Origin of the sequence: Paracoccus broussonetiae (assembly GCF_031854425.1) — a bacterium.
GTDB classification, from domain to species: Bacteria; Pseudomonadota; Alphaproteobacteria; order Rhodobacterales; family Rhodobacteraceae; genus Paracoccus; species Paracoccus broussonetiae.
Genome location: NZ_JAVRQI010000007.1, coordinates 73823 through 95634, shown reverse-complemented (window position 1 = coordinate 95634; position 21812 = coordinate 73823). Strand labels below are relative to the sequence as shown.

Genomic DNA, 21812 nt, shown 5'->3' with positions numbered 1-21812 from the left:
TCCGATGCGCTTTCTGCTGATGTCGCTGTGGGTGCTGGCGCTGGTGCCGGTCTTCATCCTCAGCGCCGCGCCGGTCTCGAACATGGCGCAGGCGATGCTGGGTGTGGTCGCCGTTCTGCTGGTGATGATCCTGAAGCCCTTCACGACGAATATCGCGGCGCGGATGGCGCTGGTCGGGGTCGCCAGTGTCGTGGTCCTGCGCTATTGGTTCTGGCGCGTCACCGCGACACTGCCGGAACCCGAGCTGAGTGCCTCGTTCGTCTTCGCGGTCCTGCTTTTGGTGGTCGAGACCTATTCGATCCTGGTGTTCTTCCTGGGCGGCTTCATCACCGCCGACCCCCTGGAGCGCGGCTTGCCGCCCAAGGTCGAGCTGGAAAACCTGCCAACCGTCGACATCCTTGTCCCGTCCTATAACGAACCGGTCGAGATGCTCAGCATCACGCTTTCGGCGGCCAAGAACATGGTCTACCCCGCCTCGCGCCGGCGGGTCGTGCTGTGCGACGACGGCGGCACCGACCAGCGCTGCAATTCTTCCGACCCCGAGCTGGCCGCGCGCGCCCGTGCCCGGCGCGCCGAGTTGCAGAAGCTGTGCCAAGAACTGAACGTGATCTATTCCACGCGCGCCAAGAACGAACATGCCAAGGCCGGCAACATGAGCGCCGCGCTGGAGCGGCTGGACGGCGATCTGGTGGTGGTCTTCGACGCCGACCACGTGCCTTCGCGCGATTTTCTGGCGCGGACCGTCGGATATTTCGCGCAGGATCCAAAGCTGTTCCTGGTGCAGACCCCGCACCATTTCATCAACCCCGACCCGATCCAGCGCAACCTGGGCCTGAAATCCCCGCCCGAGAACGAGATGTTCTATGGCATGATCCATCGCGGGCTTGACCGCTGGGGTGGCGCGTTCTTCTGCGGTTCTGCCGCCGTGCTGCGCCGCAAGGCGTTGGACAGCGTGGGCGGTTTCGCCGGCGAGACGATCACCGAGGATGCCGAAACCGCGCTGGAGATCCATTCGCGCGGCTGGCGCAGCCTGTATATCGACCGCGCCATGATCGCGGGCCTGCAGCCCGAGACCTTCGTGTTCTTCATCCAGCAGCGCGGCCGCTGGGCCTCTGGCATGGTCCAGATGCTGATGCTGAAGAACCCGCTGTTCCGGCGCGGCCTGAAGCCGTTGCAGCGGCTGTGCTATATCAACTCGATGTCCTTCTGGTTCTTTCCGCTGATCCGGCTGGTCTATATCATCGCGCCCCTGACGTATCTGTTCTTCGGGGTCGAGATCGTCGTCACCACCTTCCAGGAGGCGATGACCTATGTCCTGAGCTATATGGCGGTCGTGCTTCTGGTCCAGAACGGCATCTTTGCCCGTTATCGATGGCCGCTGATCTCGGAAATCTATGAAATCGCGCAGGCGCCCTATCTGGCGACCGCGATTTTCCGAACCATCCTGCGCCCGCGCGCCGCCAAGTTCGCGGTCACCGCCAAGGACGAGACTTTGGCCGAGAACTATATCTCGCCGATCTACAAGCCGCTTCTGGGGCTGTTCGCCCTGACGCTGGCAGGGGTCATCGCGCTGGTCGCGCGCTGGATCGCCTTTCCCGGCGACCGCAGCGTCCTGTCGGTCGTGGGGGTCTGGGCCGTCATCAACCTGCTTCTGGTGTCGCTGTCCTTGCGGGCGGTCTCGGAAAAGCAGCAGCGCCGCAGCGCGCCGCGCATCGCGATCAGCGTGCCGACAACCATCAGTTGGGCCAACTGCGGTCCCTTCCCGTTGAAGGGGACTGTGCTGGACGTATCTACCAGCGGGGCGCATCTGCGCCTGGACCAGACCCCGCAAGGCAAGGATGCGCGCATGATCCGGCAGGGGGACGAGATTTCCTTCCGCCCGCGTTTCGAGAACGCCACCCATCTGGAACAGAATGTGCGGGCGGTGGTCCTGGCCTTGCAGAACAGCGCGCAGAACGGCACCACGCTGGGGGTGCGCTTCCTGCCGGACCAACCGATGGCCGTCCGCGAGGTCGTGGCGCAGCTGATCTTCGGCAGCAGCGAAACCTGGCTCGCGCAGCGCGAAGCCACGCGCGAAGGCAAGGGCCTGACGGCGGGGCTTCTGTATATCGTGGGGCTGATGCTGACCTCGATCCCCAAGACAATCTCGGATTTCATGCGCGAACCGGCACGACGCCGGCGGAACGCGCGTGCGCAGCAGATGGACCAGAAGCCCGCGCACCTGATGGCCTTCGGCGCGGATTTCGACACCGAGGAGCATCGCAACGAAGCCATGCCGCAGCCGCTTGAAGCCCTGATCGGGATGGAGGGCCGAGGATGATCCCGCGCGGCTTCCTGTCGTCCTCATGCCGGATGGCGCTGGTTTGGGGGATGCTGGCTGGCGGTGCCCTTGCACAGCCCGTGCCCGAGATCCAGATCACCCCTCCGCCCGAAGCTGCCAGCCCCGCGCCCGCGCCCGCGCCGGGACCGGCGGCGGTGCCCGCGCTTGCGCCCGTTCCGGCGCAGCGCGACGGAACCGAGCCAGTGGCCGAAGCGCCTGATCGCCAGCGTTTCCTGGGCCTGCGCCCGACCGCGCCCCTGCCCCATGCGATCGTGATGGGGGCGGGCCTGTCCCAGCCGGGCGTGGTCCGCCTGACCGGAGAGGTCGCCGAAAGCGGTTTTTCCCTGTTGCTTCCCGAGGGGGTGCCCCTGCCGGAAGAACTGGTGCTGAACGTGCGTTCCTCGATCGACGTGCTGCCCGATACGGCCGCCCTGCAGGTCACGGTCAACGATGCCCCGCCGGTCGACCTGCCGCTGCAGAATTTCGACGGCTTCGGCGCGCTGCGCGTGCCCGCGCCGGACCTGAAGCCGGGGCTGAACAGGATCGGCATCCTGGTCCGCCAGCCGCACCGCATCTTCTGCGGACCCGATGCCAGTTTCCAGCTTTGGACCGAGATCCAGCTTGCCCGCAGCGGCGCCGAATACCCGCTGGACGCCTTGCCGCCGGATGCCCGGATCTTTTCGCTGGCGGTCGGCAACCAGATCGGTGCGGGGCAGCCGCTGGACCTGCGCGTGGACCAGCAGATCGAACCGGACACCCTGCGCGCCGTGGCCGGCGCGCTTGGCGCTGCGATGCAGGGGCAGGGCCAGCTGAATGTGCAGTCATTCTATGCCCCCGCTTCGGCAGGCGGCGCCGCTGTCGCGCTGATCGCGTCTGACCAAAGCCGGGTCAGCTATCGCCAGGATGCCGGGGGCGCGACCGTTCTGCAGATCGAAACCGCGAACGGCCAATTGCCGGATCTTGCGGGTGCCATTCTGCCCGATGCGCTGCCCGCGCCGCACCCGGCCCCCATGCTGCCCCCCGGCCAGACCCTGACCCTGGCGGATCTTGGCGCGGATGACATCGTCGGGAATACCCACTATTTCCGCCACGACCTGCCGTTCCGGCTGCCCGCGGACTGGCTGCTTCTGGCCAACCAGAAGGCGCATCTGAAGCTGCATTACGGCTTTGCCGCCGACCTGCCGCAAGGTGCGATGCTGCTGGTCAAGATGAATGACGAAACCATCCGCCTGCTGCCGCTGGACCGGGACGGCGGCAAGATCATGGAGCCGCTGGCCGTTCCCTTTGCCGCGCGGCTTCTGCATCCGGGGCTGAACAAGCTGAGCTTCGAAATGATGGTGCCCGGAAATCCAAGCGATTCCGCCTGTCCCTTGCGCCGCACGGACATGCTGGTCGTCACCAGGGACACCAGCATCGAGGTTCCGTCCTCGCCCGCGATGCGGCTTGCGGGCATCTCGGCCCGGCTGTCGGGGCTGACCCCCGCGGGGATCGCCGTCAGTCCCGATGCAGGCGATCCGCGCCGGATGCAGGTTTTCGCCGCGCAACTGGCGGCCGGTCTTGCGCCGGGCGACAGCCCCGATGCGGAGGTGCGGCTGGACCTTGTCGATATCGCGGGACTTCCGCAATCGGGCTCTGACCTGCCGGTTCGCGTGCTGCAGGAGGCGCTGTTTCCGGTGGCCGCCGCTGCAGCGCCCGCGACCCAGACCCCTGCCGCCCCCGCTGAGCCGCGCTTCCGTCTGAGCGAAGAGGAAGCATCCCCGGCACAGGAACAGGTTACCGCCGAAACCCAAGCCACCCCCCGGCATTCGTTGGGCGGCTGGCTGTCCCGCCAGCGCGAGCGGATTGAGAATGCGGCCTTCATGACCTCGGACGATGCGCTGTCCGAATGGCTGCAGGGCCGCAAGGGCGATGCGCTGCTGATGCCGGGCGGGCCGGATCAGCCCGGAACGCTGCAACTTGTCCTGGGTCCCGGTGCGCAGATCCAGACCGTGGCAGCGACCCTGAACACCCTTCGCGACGCCTGGCTGGGCGAGGGCAGGGCGGTGCTGATCTCGAATGACGGGACGTGGCAGGTCTGGTCCTCGGCCGAACTTCCGCGGATGGAAGGGCCGGTCACGCCCCTGAACCTGCTGCCGGTGCTGGGCAACTATGCCTCGTGGTCGCCGTTCCTGTTCACGGTGGTCCTGCTGGGCCTTGGCCTGATCTCGACCATCCCGGCACTGCTAGTGGTGGTGTTGTTCCGCAAGCGGAGGATGCGCTGATGGACCGGCGGGCGTTCCTGTGCCGCACACTGGCCGCGGCCGCTGCATTGCCCATCGCCGATCGGGCCTGGGGGGCGAATGAGGCGGGGTATTTCGACGCGAACCACCCGCTTCAGGAATCCTGGCGGATGTGGAAGTCGCTGTGCCTTGCCGATGACGGGCGGGTGATCGACGGCTACCAGAACTCTGCCAGCCATTCCGAGGGGCAGGGCTATGGCCTGACCCTTGCCGCCTTGTTCGAGGATCGGGCGGCGTTCGATGCGATCCTGGGATGGAGCGACACCAACCTTGCCGTCCGCGACGATGCACTGCTGGCGTGGCGTTGGCTGCCCGATGCCACCCCCCAGATCCAGGATCGCAACAATGCCACCGATGGGGATCTGTTCCACGCCTGGGGCATGGTCCTTGCCGGTGCCAGACAGGGCCGCCCGGACCTGGTCGAGCGCGCGACCCGCATTGCGGCGGACATCGTCCGGCTTTGCGCCGCGCCCCATCCCGATGGCGGCGGGACATTGTTGCTGCTGCCGGCGGCGACCGGGTTCCGGACGGCCGAGCAGGTTGTTCTGAACCCCTCGTATTACATGCCGCGCGCGATGCGCGAGATTGCAGCGGCAACCGGGATCGGCGAACTGACTGCGATGGCGGATGCGGGCGATGCGCTGATCGGGACGCTGGCGCAAGGCGGGCTGGTCCCGGACTGGATCGCGCTGACCGCCCAGGGCCCCGTGCCCCCGCCCGACAGCTTTTCGCGCAAGTCCGGGTATGAGGCGATCCGCGTGCCGCTGATGGCCCTGTGGTCGGGGAATGCCTCGTCTAAGGCGGTCGCGAATTTTGCCGAGGCGACGGCGGCTGCGTGGAAAGAGGACAATCCCCCCGTCGTGTTCGATCCCGCGACCCGCGAGGTGCTGGAACGCAGCACCCATGCCGGTTATCGCGCCGTTGCCGCGCTCAGCAATTGCGCGGTCTCGGGTGGTGTCGGTTCGGTCATGCCGCGTTTCACCACCGATCAACCCTATTATCCGGCGACCCTGCATCTGATGGCGCTGGTCACACAGGCGACGAAATATCCCCAATGCGTGCCCATATGATCCGTTCGACCTTCCTTGCCGCCGCCCTGCTTGCCGCCTTTCCGGCCTTTGCGCAGGACGCCCCTTCGCCGGACGAATTTCTGGCGCTGAACATCTATCTGCAGCGGAACGAAACCGCGGCGGTGGATGCCGAGCTGCGAAGGCTGCGGCTGAAATATCCGCAATGGACGCCGCCTGCGGATCTGAGCCAGCTGTCCAACCGTTCCCCCAGCACCGAGATCGACGTCTTCTACAAGCAGGTCGCCGCAGGCCAGCTTGACCAGGCGCGCGCGACACTGGCGGCGATGCGGCGGGATTATCCGAACTGGACCCCGCCCGCGGACATGACCACCCAGCTTGAGACCGCTTCGGGCCAGCAGACGCTGGATGCCGCGCTGAAAAGCGGGGATGTCGACGCCGCGCGTTCCGTCGCGGCGCGCACCCCCGGCCTTTTGCGCTGCGACCGGATCGACAATGCCTGGCGCATTGCCGATGGGCAGCGCAAGGCCGGAAACTCGGCCGAGGCGCTGGCCACCTATCGCGCGATCCTGGGGGCCTGCGTCAATCCGAACGATCTGGCCTCGACCATCGAAAAGGCGGATGGGGTCAGCAGCGAGACCGAATTGCGCGCGATGGTCGCCCAGGTCAGCGGACGTTTCCCGGCCGAGGCGGCACGCTATGACCAGCTTTTGCAGCGGCTTCTGGCGGGCAGGGGGGGCAGTCAGCCGGTCATTGCCGCGACGCCCAAGGCCGCGCCCGCGCCCGCGCCAGCCGCGACCGCGCCACGAGAGGCGCAGCCGCAATCCCAGCCCCGTCGCCAGCAGCAGGCGCGCAGCGCGGATCGCGAAGGCGGGGCGGCGGTCGCCCCGCGCCGCTCACGCGAGACCCCGGCGCAATGTGCGGCGCGGACCGCAAATGCGCGTGCCGCCGGAACGGTTCTGGAGCGGGCCTGGTGCGTCTATAATCTTGACCGGACCATGGATGCGATGGCCGATTTCAAGGCCGCATTGTCCGGTCGCCTGACCGCCCAGCAGCAGCGCGAGGCGCGCTATGGGCTGGCGCTGTCCTATCTGAAACTTGGCATGGCCGAAGAGGCCTCGCGCCTGGCCGCATCCACCGATTTCACGCGCCAGCAGCGCGTCGATGTCGAACGCCAGATCCTGGACCAGCGCGGGGTGCAGGCCTATCGCGAACGGCGCTATCGGGACGCGATCCGTTACTTCGATGCGCTGGAACAGGTCAGCGGCGGCATTCGTCGCGATCTCGCGATCCTGCGCGCCTATGCCTATCTGAACGCCGACCAGCGTCCCAAGGCACGGGCCGAATTCACCCGCCTGAACAACGAACTGTCGACGAACGAAACGCGGCGGGGACTGCGCGCGGCGGACTGAAACCTGCCCCTGCAACGCGGCGCGCGGGGCAGCCCCCCTCGCGCCCGCCGGGCAGGCTTGTCATTGGCCCACCGCCTGCAAGCGGCGGGCGGGGGCGGCATACTTTCCCTGATTTCCCTTTCCGACTTCGACATTTCACGCACCGGGAACAATTGCCTTCTTCCAGGGTTCAGCGCCCCGGAGGATCCGACATGACCCGCAAGAATGGCGACGACGAGCAGGACAATCCCGCGACCAATCCCGACCGGGAGAATGGTCAGGGAAAGCACGACGGCTCGGCCCACCAGCCCGAAGAATTCCTCAAGTCCGGGCCGCAGGGCGCAAAGCCCGACACGGCGATGGGCGGGAACCGGGACAAGAAAGAAGACTGCTGACAGTGGCCGGGCCGCGCGATCCGAAGGCGAATTTCTGTCGACCTGTTCTCAACCAAGCCGGAAGGAGAATTGCAGTGAACTCGATCATCTATCTGGTCGGCCTTGTCGTGGTCGTCCTGTTCATTCTTTCAATTCTGGGGCTACGCTGATGGCCGGTTCATATCCCGAAGGCGGATCGAACCGCAGCCATGTCGACTGGTCGGCTGTCTTCGCGGGAGGGGTGGTCGCCAGCGGTGTCGCCGTCGTGCTGACGACCTTTGCGGCGGCATTGGGGCTGGGGTCGATTTCCGTTGGCGAAGATGGTGGCGTCAGCCTGTGGTGGCTGGTCGTCACGGCCCTGTTCGTCATCATCTCGATGGTGGCCGCAAATGCCCTTGGGGGCTATATCGCGGGCCGCATGCGCCGACCCGTCGGCTCGGCCGCAAGTGACGAGGTCGCGATCCGGGACGGCATCAACGGTCTGGCGGTCTGGGGGCTTGGCATGATCGTCACTGCCGCCTTGGCCACGACCGCCGTGACGGGCGGCTTGCGGGCCGCGGGCTCGGCCGCCAAGACCGCAGTCGAGGCGACAGGGGCTGTCGTCGGCGGCGCGGTCCAGGGCGCAGGCGAGTTGGCGGGCGGCGTGGTTTCCGGCACAGGGCAGGCGGTCGGAGGCCTTGCGCAGGGCGCGGGCCAGGCGCTTGCGCCGACCTTGGAGGAGGTGCTGCCGCAAGGTCTGCAAAGCAATCCCCTGGACTATATCACCGACACGCTGCTGCGCCCGCAGGGCCAGCGTCCACCAGGCGGGTCACCGCAGGATGGCGGAACCGATCCGGCGCAATCCCAAAGACGGATAGTTGGGGTTCTGGGCAACATAGTCCGCAGCGGTGAAATCTCGGACGAGGACCGCGGCTATCTGCGACAGGAGGTTGCCGCCCTTACCGGCGCGACGGAACCAGAGGTCGATGCGCGCGTCAACGACGCGATCGAGAAGGCCCAGGCCCTTCGCGCAGAGGCGCAGCAGAGAATCGAGGATGCCAAGGCGCAGGCCGAACAACTCAAGGCCGAGGCGCAAAAGCGTCTGGACGAGGCCAAGCAGCACGCGGCTGACGCAGCGGAACAGGCCCGGATCACCGGCATCCTGACCGCGTTTCTTCTGGCGGCGTCGTCGCTGATCGCTGCCGCGGCCGCCTATATCGGCGCCGTGCATGGGGGACGCGACCGGGACAATGGCCACATCTGGCGCGGACTTTCCTATCGTCGCTAGGTCATGGTTACGAATGACCACGCGGCGATTTGAAGAAGCCCCCCGGAACCAGGGCGCAGGCCCGGTTCCGGGGGGTGGATAATTTTCCGGCGCATTCCGGCGCGGCTTCGCGGGTCGAAGATCCGAGCCATCCCCGTTCGCAGCCCTTGGGCCGCTTCGATGCTTCCGAAGGGATTTGAACACGCGCGCCATCTGAGCGCCCGACTGAAACCTTTTGCTGGCGCGGGTGTTGTATGGCAGTCCCGGAACCGGCTTCAGGCAGCTTGATGTTTAGTCCCTCTTGTATCACGGTGCGCCTCCGTCTGCCCGATCCCAGTCTTCCTCACGCGAGCAATCCATGACCTCACGAACTTCCCGCCTGTCCGAATGGGCGATCCTGCTTGGCGTGGGAGCTATCATTGCCGCGACCTTTGCCGCTGATGTCAACGTGCCCCTGGGGCGGAACCTGTGGCTTTTCTATTTCCTCGCCCTGACGCTCAGCTTTGCGTCGCCGCGCAGGTGGATGCCGTTTCTGGCGGTGGGGACCATCATTCTTGTCCTTCTGGCCGGGTGGTTTCTAGGCCCCGCGGGCGTGGACCGGGGGCTTGCCGCGCTCAACCGCAGCCTGGCAGCGACGGTCATGCTGATCCTGTCCTTTGCCGGCAGCGTAATGATCCGCAATCGCGAAAGGGTCACCGCGCATGATTGGGAACAGCGCGTCGAGGTGCGGCTGGCCGACGATTTGCAGGGGGATCTTTCCCCTGAAGAGATCGGCGACCGCTGCCTTGCCGTGCTGTCCGAGTCGCTTGAGGCGCGGGCGGCGGCCTTTTACGCGGTCGAAGGGGACAGTCTGCGGCGCATCGCAGGCTGGGGTCTGGATGATGCCATGTCCGATCCGATGGGGGCGGGCCATCTGCGGCGCGCGCTGAAAGAACGGCGCATCGTCAAGCTCGAGGCGCCGGGGGACAGCGCGCTTGGCTGGCGTTCGGGCCTTTTGCAGGGCAGGGCGCTTTACAGCGTCATCCTGCCGGTGCGCGACGGGGCGTCGGTGAACGGCGTGATCGAGATCGGCTTGGATCAGCCCCCGTCCCCGCGCGCGCTGGACCTGCTGCCCCGGCTGGCCGAACGCATTGGCGTGCTGCTGCGCTCGGCGCTTTACCGGGGAGAGTTGCGCGCGCTGCTTGAGGAGACGCAGCGGCAGGCCGAAGAGCTGCACAACCAGACCGAAGAGCTGGCGGCCACCAACGAGGAACTGGAAGAGCAGACACGCGCCTTGCGCGAAAGCGAAGGCCGCCTGCGCGACCAGCAGGCGGAACTGGAAGAACAGAACGCCCAGCTTGAAACCCAGACCGCGCAGCTGGAGGAGCAGCGCGATGCGCTGGCCCGTTCCCGCCGGGATCTTGCCGATCAGGCCGAGGAGCTGGCGCGCGAAAGCCGCTACAAGTCTGAATTTGTCGCGAACATGTCGCATGAGCTGCGCACGCCCCTGAACGCCCTGCTGATCATGGCGCGTCTGCTGGCCGAGAACCGGCCCGGCAATCTGGTCCCCGATCAGGTGCAATGGGCCGAGACGATCGAAAGCTCGGGCAAGGATCTTCTGGCGCTGATCAACGACATTCTGGACCTCGCCCGCATCGAGGCGGGCAAGGTCGATTTCGATCCGGTGCCGGTGGTGGCCGCAAGCATCGCCGCGAAGATGGAGCGCGCCTTTTCGCCCTTGGCACGGGACCGCGGGCTGGCGCTGCATCTGGATATTGCAGATGACGCGGGCGAGCTGGTGACGGATGCCGTGCGGGTCGAGCAGGTTTTGCGCAATTTCATCGGGAATGCGCTGAAATTCACGCAAAAGGGCAGTGTCACCTTGCGCCTGTCCGCACAGGCGGACGGCGTGGCCTTTTCCGTCATCGACACCGGCATAGGGATCGCGCCCGAGCAGCAGCAGGCCGTGTTTGAAGCGTTCCGTCAGGCCGATGGCACCATCTCGCGACGCTATGGCGGAACCGGGCTGGGTCTGTCGATCTCTCGTGATCTTGCGCAGCTGCTGGGGGGTGAGATCACGCTGGAAAGCCATCCGGGAAAGGGCAGCACCTTTACCCTGCTGCTGCCGCGGGTGGCCCCGAATGCGCCCCCTGCCACCGCCTTGGCACGACCCGCCGCGCCCTCCCGGGTGCCGGCGTCCATCGCGACCGAGGTGCCGCGGGTCGAAGCCGTGGCCAGCACGGACGAGCGCATGTTGCTGATCGTCGAGGATGACCCGGCATTCGCGTCCATCCTTGTCGATCTGGCGGATGAGCTTGATTTCCGCACCACCGTGGTCGCGACCGCCGACGAGGCCATCCGCTTCGCGCGCGAACAGAAGCCCAAGGGGATCGTGCTGGATATCGGCCTGCCCGACCATTCCGGAATGACGGTGCTGGACCGGCTGAAACGCGATGCGGGGACACGGCACATCCCCGTGCACATCGTCTCGGCCGAGGATCATTCGGCAAAGGCGCTGGCGCAGGGCGCGATGAGCTATTTGCTGAAGCCCGTCGCGCGCGAGTCGCTGGCCAAGGCCATCGAAAATCTTGATCGCAAGCTGAAGAAGCACCCCCGGCAGGTCCTGATCGTCGAAGACGATCCCGCCCAATTGATGGGCCTGCGCGAGTTGCTGCGTTCAAACGAGGTCGAAACCCACGGCACCGCCACCGCCGCCGAAGCGTTGGCCGCCTGCCGCGAGACCAGCTTTGACTGCATCGTGCTGGACATGACGCTGCCCGACGCCTCTGGCTTCGAACTGCTGGAAAAGCTGAGCGAGGATGACAGCGCCCCGTTCCCGCCGGTGATCGTCTATACCGCGCGCGATCTCAGCGACGCCGAGGAACAAAGGCTGCGGCGGCATTCGCGCTCGATCATCATCAAGGGGGCGAAGTCGCCCGAGCGCCTGATCGACGAGGTCACGCTGTTCCTGCATCAGGTCGTCTCGGATCTGCCGCCGCGCCAGCGCGAGATGCTGGCCGCCTCGCTGAACCGCGACGCGCATCTGGACGGGCGTCGCATCCTGGTGGTCGAGGACGATATCCGCAACGTCTATGCCCTTACCGGCGTGCTTGAGCCGCATGGCGTCGATGTCCAGATCGCCCGCAACGGGCGCGAGGCACTGGAGGCATTGGGCCGTGTCGCCGATGGCGGCGGCCCGCGCATCGATCTGGTGCTTATGGATGTGATGATGCCGGAAATGGACGGGCTGACCGCGACGCGGGAAATCCGCCGCATCGCGCGCTGGAAAAGCCTTCCGATCATCATGCTGACCGCCAAGGCCATGGCCGACGACCACGCGCAATGCCTGGCCGCCGGGGCCAACGACTATTTGTCGAAGCCGCTGGATGTCGACAAGCTTCTGTCCCTGGCGCGTGTCTGGATGCCCCGATGACCACGCTTGCCCTGTCCGCAGAGCCGATCGCCCAGCTTGAACTTGACCTGTTGCTGGATGCGCTGAACCGTCGCTATCACTACGATTTCCGGTCCTATTCACGCGCCTCGCTGATGCGCCGGATCGAAGCCGCGCGCGAAAGGCTGGGCTGCGCCACCCTGTCGGAGGTTCAGGGGAGGTTGCTGCGCGAGCCCGAGGTTCTGCATATCCTGATCGACGCCCTGACGGTCCAGGTCAGCGAACTGTTCCGCGATCCCGAATATTTCCTTGCCCTGCGCAACGAGGTCGTGCCCTACCTGCGCACCTTCCCTTCTCTGAAGGTCTGGGTGGCAGGCTGTGCGAATGGTGAGGAGCTGTATTCCCTGGCGATCCTGTTTGCCGAGGAAGGGTTGCTGGACCGCACGATCTTTTACGCGACCGAGATCAACCGGCGCGCGCTGGACCGCGCCGGGGCCGGTGTCTATGACATCGCGCGGCTGCCCCTGTTCTCGACCAATTATCAGCAGGCGGGTGGACGAGGATCGCTGTCGGATTACTACACTGCCGCCTATGGCAGCGCCGCCTTTCGCCGCGACTTGCGCCAGCGGACCGTGTTTTCCGAGCATGACCTAGCCACCGACCAGGTATTTTCCGAGGTGCATCTGGTCTCGTGCCGAAACGTGATGATCTATTTCGACCGAGACCTTCAGGACCGGGTCTTGCGCCTTTTCAGCGACTCGCTGGTGCATGGCGGATTCCTTGGCCTTGGCGCGCATGAAACACTGCGGTTCGCGACGAACCAGGCGGATTTTTCCCCGTTCAACGAAAAAGAGCGCATTTGGCGCCGCATGACCCGACCGGAGCATTCCCATGCCTGACAGACCGATCCGCTTTCTTCTGGTGGACGACATCGCCGAAAACCTGGTGGCGCTGGAAGCGCTGCTTCGTCGAGACGGGCTGGAGATCCACAAGGCGCTGTCGGCGAACGAGGCACTGGAGATGATGCTGGTGCAGGATTTCCAGCTGGCTTTCGTCGACGTGCAGATGCCCGACATCAACGGCTATGAACTGGCCGAGCTGATGCGCAGCACCGAACGCACCCGCGAGGTGCCCATCATCTTCGTCACCGCCGCCGAGCCCAGCGAAACCCGCAGCTTTCGCGGCTATGATGCGGGCGGGGTGGACTATATCTTCAAGCCCATCGATCCCGTGATCCTGAAATCCAAGGCCGATGTCTTCTATCGACTGGCGCGCCAGGCCAAGGACCTGATGCGGCAGCGGGACGAATTGCAGCAGATCGCGCATGACCGTGACCTGGCGATGGCCTCGCTTCGCGCCCATGCCGACAATTCGCCGCTTGCGCTGGTGGAATGCGACGCCGACCTGACGGTTCGCAGCTGGTCGCAAGGCGCAGGGCGCATCTTCGGCATCGAGGCCGCCGACATGATCGGCCAACCGCTGAGCCGCGCCCCCAGTTTTTCGACCCAGACGCTGGAGATGCTTTCGGAATGGGTGGCGGGTGACGATGCGCTGGCCCGACATACCGCCGAAATCGCTGCCGCCGGTCCCCAAGGGCAGTTGCATTGCGAACTTTACGGCTCTGTGCTGACGGATCCGTCCAATGGCCGCACCTCGCTGTCGCTGCAGATCCTGGATGTGACCGAACGCCACCGCGCCGAGGCGACGCGTTCGCTTCTTGTCGGCGAACTGAACCATCGCATCAAGAACACGCTTGCCAATGTGCAGGCAATCGCCCGTCAAACGCTGCGCAGCGCCAGCGACTTTTCCGATTTCGGCAACCGCTTTTCCGGCCGCCTGCAGGCACTGGCGCGCGCGCATTCGATCCTGTCGAACGTCACCTGGAGCAGCGCCTCGCTGGACGAGATTCTGGGCGACCACATCCACGCCGGCACGCTGGACGGCGACCGGCTGCACCGCAGCGGGCCAGCGATCAAGTTGTCGCCGGAAAACACCCTTCACCTGGCATTGGTCCTGCATGAGCTGGGTACGAACGCGGTAAAATACGGTGCGCTGTCGCAGCCCGACGGCGATGTACACCTGCAATGGAACATTCACGGCAGCGAGCTGGTGCTGGTCTGGCGCGAAAGCGGTGGTCCGGCGGTGACGGCCCCGACCAATCTGGGCTTTGGCTCGACGCTGATCGGCAGCGGCATCGGCGGCAACCGGGCCGTCGCTGACTGGCGACCCGAAGGCGTGATCTGGACCATCCGGATCGGCAGCGGCTTTCACAGGACCGACGCCGTCGAGACCAATCCTGTACGCGAGACGCCGGTCGAGGCCCCGGCCACCGATGTCGTCGCCGGCCGCCGCATCCTGGTGGTTGAGGACGAGGCGCTTGTCGCCATGGATCTGCGCGCCGGACTGGAAGAGGCGGGGGCGTCGGTAGTGCGCATCGCCCGGACCCTGCCTGACGCGATAGCGGCGGCCGCCGGCGAGGAAATTGACCTGGCGCTTCTGGACGGAAACCTTGGTGGCAAGCCGGTGGATGAGGTGGCAAGCATCCTGACGCGGCGCGCGATCCCCTTTTGCTTCGTCTCGGGCTATGGCCGCGAACATCTGCCCCGCGGTTTTGCGGACAACCCCGTTTTGGCAAAGCCGTTCGCCGCGGAAACCCTGATCCGGACGGTTCGCGACATTCTTTCGGCACGGCTTCCCGAGCAGCATGGCGCCTGACGCGCAGAAAGACCGAAAACCCCTGTCCCGCTGCACGATCGGCAAGGAAACCAAACTGTTGGCCGCGCGTTAAGGCCGTGGCTCTGGACAAGTCGTCTGGCGGCCCGAATGAATAAACCTTGAGGATGACATGGCAGCAGCAAGTTTGGCCCAATCCATCGGTCAGGAGCTTCCGTTTCTGCGCCGCTATGCGCGGGCGCTGACGGGAAGCCAGACAGCAGGCGACAATTACGCCGCGGCCACGCTGGAAGCGATACTGGTGGAGCCGGGCCTGGTCCCGCCGGATGATGTCCGTGTCGGGCTGTTCCGGACCTTCCACGGCATCTGGCACAGCTCTGGCCAACCGGTCGAAACCGAGGGGCAAAGCGGCCAGGAAACCCGCGCACAGGCCCGTTTGCGCAACCTGACGCCCAATTCGCGCGAGGCGCTGCTGCTGCACACGATCGAGGACATGAGCCACGACCAGATCGCCCGCATCATGCAGGTCGGCTCGGACGAGGCCGCCGAACTGGTTGCCATCGCGAGGGCCGAGATCGGCGGCGCGCTGTCGGCCAAGGTGATGATCATCGAGGACGAAACCATCATCGCGATGGATCTCAAGGGGATCGTTCAGTCCCTGGGTCACGAGGTGACGGGCATCGCGCGAACGCACAAGGCGGCCATCGAGCTTGCGCAAACCCAGCGCCCGGATCTGATCCTCAGCGACATCCAGCTTGCGGACGGCTCTTCCGGGGTCGAGGCCGTGGGGCAGCTGATGGGTGATCTTGGCGACCTGCCCGTGATCTTCATCACCGCCTTCCCGGAACGCCTGCTGACAGGCGAAAGGCCGGAACCCGCCTTCCTGTTGCCCAAGCCCTATCGCGCAGATCAGGTCGCCTCCGCGGTCGGTCAGGCAATCTTCTTTGCCTCGACCGAGGATCTGGTCATCGCCTGAGGAAGACGAAGTAGCACCCGGCCAGCGATGCCCCGGCACGCTGGCGCGGGCCATTCCGTTCCACGCGAGGAATAGACAACCCCGCCCATCCCGCTCATCGCTGGGTGGCGGGGATATGCAACTGGCGCGGCGAAAACGGGGGCGGATGACAGCGACCACATTTCAGGAACAGATCGCAGGGCTGGATGCGGTCGCGTTGGCACGTCGTCTGATCGGGGCCAGCCTGATCGTGCGTGGCGCGGGCGGCACCATCATCGAGACCGAGGCCTATGCCCCCGATGATCCCGCCTCGCACAGCTTCAACGGGCCGACCCGGCGCAACGCGGCCATGTTCGGCCCGTCGGGCCACGCCTATGTCTATCGCTGCTATGGCATCCATCTTTGCCTGAATGTGGTCGGACAACCCGGAGAGGCGGTGCTGATACGGGCCCTTGCGCCGCAGGTCGGGCTGGATCTGATGCAGTCGCGTCGCGGCACGGCGCCGCTTTGCAGCGGACCGGGGCGTCTGGCCGAGGCACTGGGCCTGCGCGCCGACGACAATGGCCTTTCATTCGCGGGGCCAGACCTTGCCATCACGCTGGCCCTTGCACAGCCCGATTTATCGGTCGGGACGCGTATCGGCATCAGCAAGGCACAAGAACTCCCCTGGCGGTTCGGACTTGCCGGGGCAAAAGGGCTGAGCCGGCCGTTTGCCTGAACCCGCGGCTGCGCCGCAGGGGTGCCGCCCTCCACGACTTCAACGGGGAACATTCCGCGGGCTTGCAGGTTCACAAGCCCCTGCCGCATGGCGATTTCCATCGGGATTGCATCGGCGCCGCTGGAAACCGGGCGACATGAACAGCATCCTCGATCCTGCAATTTCGGGACCCCAGCGTCTTGTCCTGACCGACGGCATCGATCCGGCCCGTCATGCCGATGCAAGCCTTGATGCGATCGGCAGGCGGCTGGCCCGGCATCTTGGCCTGCCGGTCACGAACCGTGGCACCGGAAACGGCGACTATGCGGTTCCCCGGACCTGCCTTGCCGGGCCGGTCCTCCGACCGGCCTCCCCTTGTCATTTCCTGGGGGGATGGGTGCAGGATGCGTTGCATGCCACCAAGGCCATCGTGCATCCGCTGGTCGGCAATCCCGCCTGTGTTCCGGCCCAATGGCCCGGGGGCCTGTCCCGCGATCTGGCGATGGCCACGCTGCCCGGCTTTACCGTCTTCTCTGCCGAAGATGCCCTGGCGGCCGGGCGCCAGTTGCTTCAGCGCCTCCCCAGGCTGCGGGTAAAGCAGGTGCCAGCCGAGGGTGGACAGGGTCAGGCGGTGGCGCATGATCTGTCACAGCTGTCCGCCGTGCTGGATGGCTGGGGCGATCATGTCCCCTCCGGGCTGGTGATCGAGGAGGATATCGCCGGGATACGCACGTTCAGCGTCGGACAGACCGAGGTTCCGGGGCAGACCGTCGCCTATGTCGGCGTCCAGTCGACCACCCCGAACAGCCGTGGAGAGGCTGCCTATGGCGGATCGACCCTGCTTTTCATCCGGGGCACGCTTCACGACCTTGCCGCCGCCCGGCTGCCCTGGCTTAGCCGCATGATCGTTGCGCGCGCGGCCGCCTTTGACCAGGCAGCGGATCGCCATCTTGGTCTGATGGCATCGCGACGGAACTATGACGTGGCGCTGGGTCGCGACAGCACGGGCGTCGCACGCGTCGCGGTGCTGGAGCAGTCCTGGTGCGTCGGAGGGGCGACGCCCGCAGAACTGCTTGCGCTGGAGGAATTCGCCGCCGCCCCGCAATCCGAAACCGTCATCACCTCTACCATCGAGCGCTATGGACCTGACCTTGCGCCGCCGCCGGATGCCTTTGTCCTGTTCGATGGCTGTGATCCGACCCACGGCGCGATGTTGAAATACGCGGTCTTGGGAGAAGGCAAGGCGCAGGAGAAAATCTGAAATTCCCGTCGCAGCCGACCGGCTATCGACAAGCCTGATGACGCCCGGTTCCGGCGTCTCCGCCGTGCTGTCCGTCCATGGCTGCGACGGCGTCCCAAAGCGCCGCCGATGTCACTCTTTGCCGATCCGCGGCCGGGCGTTGGCGAAATGACGCCGATGGTTGATTTTGCAGGGAACCTCACGATTGTCGTAACGGCACCCTCAAGGCTAAGAAGTATGCGTCGCCGCAGAGCGACCCAGAAAAAGCGGATGAGGGGCAGATGATCGATTGGTCGGCAAGCAGGCGCGCCTGCGCTGCAAGCGCAGTGGTATGCATGATGCTTGCCGGATGCTCAGAGCAAGCCATGCAGGGTGGCAGCTCGCAATCCGGGATCGAGATCGGCACCAAGATCAGCAAGAATGGCGACGTGACGCTTGGGCATATTTCCCCCGAACGCATGTCGCTGGCCCTGCTTGAGGTGAAGACGAAGCAGACCCATGGCGCACGGGTCTGGTGCGTGCCCTTTGCCCGGACCCTCAGCGGTGTCCAGATCCTGGGGAACGCCAAGGACTGGTGGGGCAAGGCGCAGGGCCATTATGCGCGCGGCAGAACCCCGACCCCCGCGGCGGTGATGTCCTTCAAGGCCACGCGGAAAAACCCCAATGGCCATGTCGCTGTCGTTTCCAAGGTGGTGTCACAGCGCGAAGTGCTGCTGAGCCATGCGAACTGGGACCGCAACCGCGTCTCGATCGACATGGCGGCGGTCGATGTTTCCCCGAAAAACGATTGGTCCTCGGTCCGGCTTGAAAGCGCGCCCGGCCAGCTTGGCGCGGCCTATCCCGTCAACGGCTTCATCTATCCCACGGCCACGAGGTAAGATCCGCTAGATACCTTTCGGCTCGGGCGTGCCGGTTATGGCGCGCGCAGGGTAAAAATGCGTCCCTGCCCGTGCGCATTCATGTCGCCACGCGCTGCACAGGCAAGGACGGTCCGGCCTAGATCCAATAGGGCGCGATGCCGTAATAATCATAGGTCCGGGTTTCCCAATCGCGGTCGCGGTCCCAGTTGTTGGTGCGCGCCGGCGCGCCCGTCACCTGCGCCTCGGTCAGGTCGGTGACGAAACCACCCATGGCGGTGTCGTAGGTCAGGGTGTGCCAGGGAACCGGCAGGTGCTCTTCGCCCAGACCCAGGAACCCGCCGAATCCCATCACCGCATAGGCCACCTTGCCGGAGAGCTTGTCGATCATCAGGTGGTCGATCGCGCCGATATGGCTTCCATCCCTGCCATAGACGGCGGTACCGTTCACATCGGCCGAAGAGACGAGCGTTCCAGTCGTGTCAGTCATGGCAACTTCCTTTGCGCGTTCGGGCTGATCCGCCCTTTTCCAAGGACCTGCCAACCCACCACTTGGCGGAATGTTTCAGGGGCGGGGGCAAGAATTCGCGCGCGAAAGCGCCAACAGCAGCACGCTTCCCACCGGGCATCGAATAAGATACGACATCATATAAGTCGTGATGGGATTGAAATTATGAGAAAACGCAGGGACAGCCTTTCTTCCGTTGTCGCGAAGGATATTGCCGAACGGATCGGATCGGGCGAATACGCCGTTGGCGACAAGCTGCCGATCGAGGCGCAGTTGGGCGATACCTATAACGTCAGCCGCACCGTCGTGCGCGAGGCGATCGCCCACCTGCGCTCGGAAGGGCTGGTGGAATCCCGGCAGGGCGTCGGCGTCTTCGTGTCGGGCCAGAACGGAACTATCCTCAAGCTCAGCTCCGACAAGGTTGGGGAACTTGACGAAATCCTGGAGATCCTGGAACTGCGGCTTGGTGTCGAGGTCGAGGCCTCGGGCCTTGCGGCGCAGCGTCGTTCGGATGCGGAACTGTTGATAATCATGGAGATCATCGAGGAAAGCTCGGATCTTGCGAAGTTCACGGAAAACCCGCGCGAGATGGATTTCGCGTTTCACATGGCCATCGCCGAGGCGACCGGCAACAGCTACATGCCGCGCTTTCTGTCCTTCATCGGGCCGGTGATCATTCCGCGCAGCCAGCTGATCCACGCCACCGTCCCGGAACTGACCCGGGAATACCTTGCCAAGATGAACGATGAACACCGCCGCATCGCCGATGCCATCGCCCGGCGGGATGTCCTGGATGCGCGCGAGGCAATGCGTTTCCATCTGGTGGGCAGCCTTGAGCGTTACAGAAAGTTGAAGACCGGCTGAATCATATGTTGACAGTCATCATATGATTGAACTACCCCTGACCGCGACAGGGAGACTGCGTGAACAGGCCCAGATGAATGGGCGGCGCTGTCGGGGAAGATAACGGCTTCGGTCGATTGCGGAATTGCGTCCCCTGTCGGGATGAGGGGTTCAGGCCCCCTTTTGACAGCGGGGAGAACATGACCGCCTTCAGGAATATCTATCTCGGAATCTTGCGCTGGATCGTGATCCTGTGCGTGGCGGGCATGCTGTGCCTGATCTTTGCCAATGTGGTCCTGCGCTATGCCTTCAACAGCGGGATCTATCTGTCCGAGGGCATATCCGGCCTGCTTTATGTCTGGATGACCTTCATCGGCGCGCTGCTGGTGCTTTACGAACGGGGCCATGTCGGGGTCGACATGCTGGTCCGGCGCCTTCCGGCCCCCATGCGCCGCGCCGCCTTCGGCCTGACCCATGCCATCATGCTTTACGTCACATGGCTGCTGCTGGTGGGCAGCTGGCAGCAGGCCAAGATCAACCTTCACGTCATCTCGCCCGCGACGCATCTGCCCATCGGCATGATGTATCTGGCGGGGGTGTTCTTCGCGGTGATGAGCGGCCTGTTCCTGATCATGCAGATCGTGCTGCTGGTGAGTGGCAGGCTGACCGATGACGACCTGAAGGTCTCCGTCTCGGAAGACGAGGACGAGGCCGAGCGCCTGATGGCACAGGGAGCCCTGAAATGACCGTCGCACTTTTCACGGGATCGCTGCTTCTTGTCATCGCGCTTGGTGCGCCGATCGCCTATGCGCTGATCGTCACGGGCGCTGCCCTGATGTGGCAGATGGGGCTGTTCGATGGCCAGATCATCGCGCAGAACCTGCTGAACGCGGTCGACAGCTTCCCGATGATCGCCATTCCGCTGTTCATCCTTGCGGGCGAGGTGATGAATACGGGCGGCCTGTCCAAGCGTATCATCGCGCTGGCGCAATCGCTGCTGGGGCATCGCCGCGGCGGCCTTGGCTATGTCGTGATCTTCGCGGGGGTGCTGCTGTCCAGCCTGTCCGGCTCGGCCCTTGCCGATGCGGCCTCGCTTTCGGCCATGCTGCTGCCGATGATGGTCGCGGCCGGGCACAGCAAGGAACGCGCGGGTGGCCTGATCGCGGCCTCGTCGATCATCGGGCCGATCATTCCGCCCAGCATCGGCTTCATCGTCTTTGGCGTCGCCACAAACCTGTCGATCAGCAAGCTGTTCATGGCGGGCATCGCGCCGGGCATCATGATCGCGCTGGCGCTGGCGATCACCTGGTTCTTCGTCTCGCGTTCGGAAGACAGCGAGCCCGCCCCCCGCGCCAGCTGGGCCGAGCGTGGCCGCGCCCTTGCCGACAGCCTTTGGGCGCTGATGCTGCCGGTCATCATCATTGTCGGCCTGCGCTTCGGCATCGTGACGCCGACCGAGGCCGCCGCCGTCGCCGCCGCCTATTCGCTGTTCGTCGCCATGTTCGTCTATCGCGAACTCAGCTTCGACGAGCTGAAAGAGGTCGCCTTCCGCGCCGGCAAGACCTCGGCCGGGGTGATGTTCCTTGTCGCCGCCGCCGCGATCCCGGCATGGATGATCACCGTCGCCGACATTCCCGGCCAGGTGATCGAGATGGTCCAGCCCTTCATGGACAACCCCAAGCTGCTGGTCTTTGTCCTGATGCTGCTGATCATCATCGTCGGCACCGCAATGGACCTGACGCCGACCATCTTGCTGCTGGGTCCGATCCTTGTCCCCGTCGTCACCGCCGCAGGCGTCGACCCGATCTATTTCGGCGTGCTGTTCATGATCAACTGCGCCATCGGGCTGATCACTCCCCCGGTCGGCACGGTGCTGAACGTGGTCTGTGCCGTCGGCAAGATGGATTACGAGGCGCTGTGCAAGGGCACGCTGCCCTTCTTCTTCGCGCAGGTCGCGGTGCTGTTCCTGCTGGTGCTTTTCCCCCAGCTGGTCACCGTCCCGGCCGCATGGATTTCCCACTAAAGGGCATC

Annotated in this window: 17 protein-coding genes; 16 read left to right on the top strand and 1 reads right to left on the bottom strand. The window is 65.2% G+C overall.

Features of this window, described 5'->3' with window-relative positions:
• Positions 1 to 4 precede the first annotated feature (4 nt).
• From bcsA to RM190_RS10415, 13 genes are all read left to right on the top strand, one after another.
• A complete protein-coding gene (gene bcsA, locus RM190_RS10475; protein ID WP_311759381.1) occupies positions 5 to 2320 on the top strand; it encodes a UDP-forming cellulose synthase catalytic subunit in 2316 nt (771 codons plus the stop codon).
• Positions 2317 to 4581 carry a cellulose biosynthesis cyclic di-GMP-binding regulatory protein BcsB gene (locus RM190_RS10470; protein ID WP_311759380.1) on the top strand — a complete coding sequence of 755 codons (2265 nt, stop codon included), beginning with the start codon at positions 2317 to 2319 and terminating at the stop codon, positions 4579 to 4581. The genes bcsA and RM190_RS10470 overlap by 4 nt, the downstream gene beginning before the upstream one ends.
• Positions 4581 to 5669 (top strand): glycosyl hydrolase family 8, encoded by a 1089-nt coding sequence (locus RM190_RS10465; RefSeq protein ID WP_311759379.1) that lies wholly within the window; start codon positions 4581 to 4583, stop codon positions 5667 to 5669. Before RM190_RS10470 ends, RM190_RS10465 begins: the two co-directional genes overlap by 1 nt.
• A complete protein-coding gene (locus RM190_RS10460) occupies positions 5666 to 7039 on the top strand; it encodes a hypothetical protein (RefSeq protein ID WP_311759378.1) in 1374 nt (457 codons plus the stop codon). The genes RM190_RS10465 and RM190_RS10460 overlap by 4 nt, the downstream gene beginning before the upstream one ends.
• Positions 7040 to 7230: 191 nt before the next feature.
• Positions 7231 to 7413 (top strand): hypothetical protein, encoded by a 183-nt coding sequence (locus tag RM190_RS10455; protein WP_311759377.1) that lies wholly within the window; start codon positions 7231 to 7233, stop codon positions 7411 to 7413.
• 148 nt (positions 7414 to 7561) lie between these two features.
• A complete protein-coding gene (locus RM190_RS10450) occupies positions 7562 to 8659 on the top strand; it encodes an ATP synthase F0 subunit B (RefSeq protein ID WP_311759376.1) in 1098 nt (365 codons plus the stop codon).
• Positions 8660 to 8996: 337 nt separating this feature from the next.
• Entirely contained in the window at positions 8997 to 12050 is a 3054-nt protein-coding gene (locus RM190_RS10445) for a response regulator (protein ID WP_311759375.1), read from the top strand.
• Complete coding sequence (locus tag RM190_RS10440; RefSeq protein WP_311759374.1) at positions 12047 to 12907, top strand: CheR family methyltransferase; 861 nt, start codon at positions 12047 to 12049, stop codon at positions 12905 to 12907. Before RM190_RS10445 ends, RM190_RS10440 begins: the two co-directional genes overlap by 4 nt.
• On the top strand, positions 12900 to 14723 hold the full coding sequence (locus tag RM190_RS10435) for a response regulator (protein ID WP_311759373.1): 1824 nt from the start codon (positions 12900 to 12902) through the stop codon (positions 14721 to 14723). Before RM190_RS10440 ends, RM190_RS10435 begins: the two co-directional genes overlap by 8 nt.
• Positions 14724 to 14853: 130 nt before the next feature.
• Positions 14854 to 15657: a response regulator gene (locus RM190_RS10430; RefSeq protein WP_311759372.1), complete on the top strand. Its 804-nt coding sequence runs from the start codon at positions 14854 to 14856 to the stop codon at positions 15655 to 15657.
• Between the two features lie 145 nt (positions 15658 to 15802).
• Positions 15803 to 16354 carry a DNA-3-methyladenine glycosylase gene (locus RM190_RS10425; RefSeq protein ID WP_311759371.1) on the top strand — a complete coding sequence of 184 codons (552 nt, stop codon included), beginning with the start codon at positions 15803 to 15805 and terminating at the stop codon, positions 16352 to 16354.
• A 136-nt stretch (positions 16355 to 16490) separates the two neighbouring features.
• Complete coding sequence (locus tag RM190_RS10420) at positions 16491 to 17594, top strand: DUF3182 family protein (protein ID WP_311759370.1); 1104 nt, start codon at positions 16491 to 16493, stop codon at positions 17592 to 17594.
• A 344-nt stretch (positions 17595 to 17938) separates the two neighbouring features.
• Positions 17939 to 18451: a CHAP domain-containing protein gene (locus RM190_RS10415; protein ID WP_311759369.1), complete on the top strand. Its 513-nt coding sequence runs from the start codon at positions 17939 to 17941 to the stop codon at positions 18449 to 18451.
• 118 nt (positions 18452 to 18569) lie between these two features.
• On the opposite strand, the gene RM190_RS10410 is transcribed toward RM190_RS10415, so the two are convergent.
• Positions 18570 to 18920: a PRC-barrel domain-containing protein gene (locus tag RM190_RS10410; protein ID WP_311759368.1), complete on the bottom strand. Its 351-nt coding sequence runs from the start codon at positions 18918 to 18920 to the stop codon at positions 18570 to 18572.
• 183 nt (positions 18921 to 19103) lie between these two features.
• Here RM190_RS10410 and RM190_RS10405 point away from each other — a divergent pair, with 183 nt between their 5' ends.
• The 3 genes from RM190_RS10405 (at position 19104) to RM190_RS10395 (ending at position 21804) form a co-directional block, all read left to right on the top strand.
• Positions 19104 to 19802 (top strand): FadR/GntR family transcriptional regulator, encoded by a 699-nt coding sequence (locus tag RM190_RS10405; RefSeq protein ID WP_311759367.1) that lies wholly within the window; start codon positions 19104 to 19106, stop codon positions 19800 to 19802.
• 179 nt (positions 19803 to 19981) lie between these two features.
• Positions 19982 to 20527: a TRAP transporter small permease gene (locus tag RM190_RS10400; RefSeq protein WP_311759366.1), complete on the top strand. Its 546-nt coding sequence runs from the start codon at positions 19982 to 19984 to the stop codon at positions 20525 to 20527.
• Positions 20524 to 21804: a TRAP transporter large permease subunit gene (locus RM190_RS10395; RefSeq protein WP_311759365.1), complete on the top strand. Its 1281-nt coding sequence runs from the start codon at positions 20524 to 20526 to the stop codon at positions 21802 to 21804. Before RM190_RS10400 ends, RM190_RS10395 begins: the two co-directional genes overlap by 4 nt.
• Positions 21805 to 21812 lie beyond the last annotated feature (8 nt).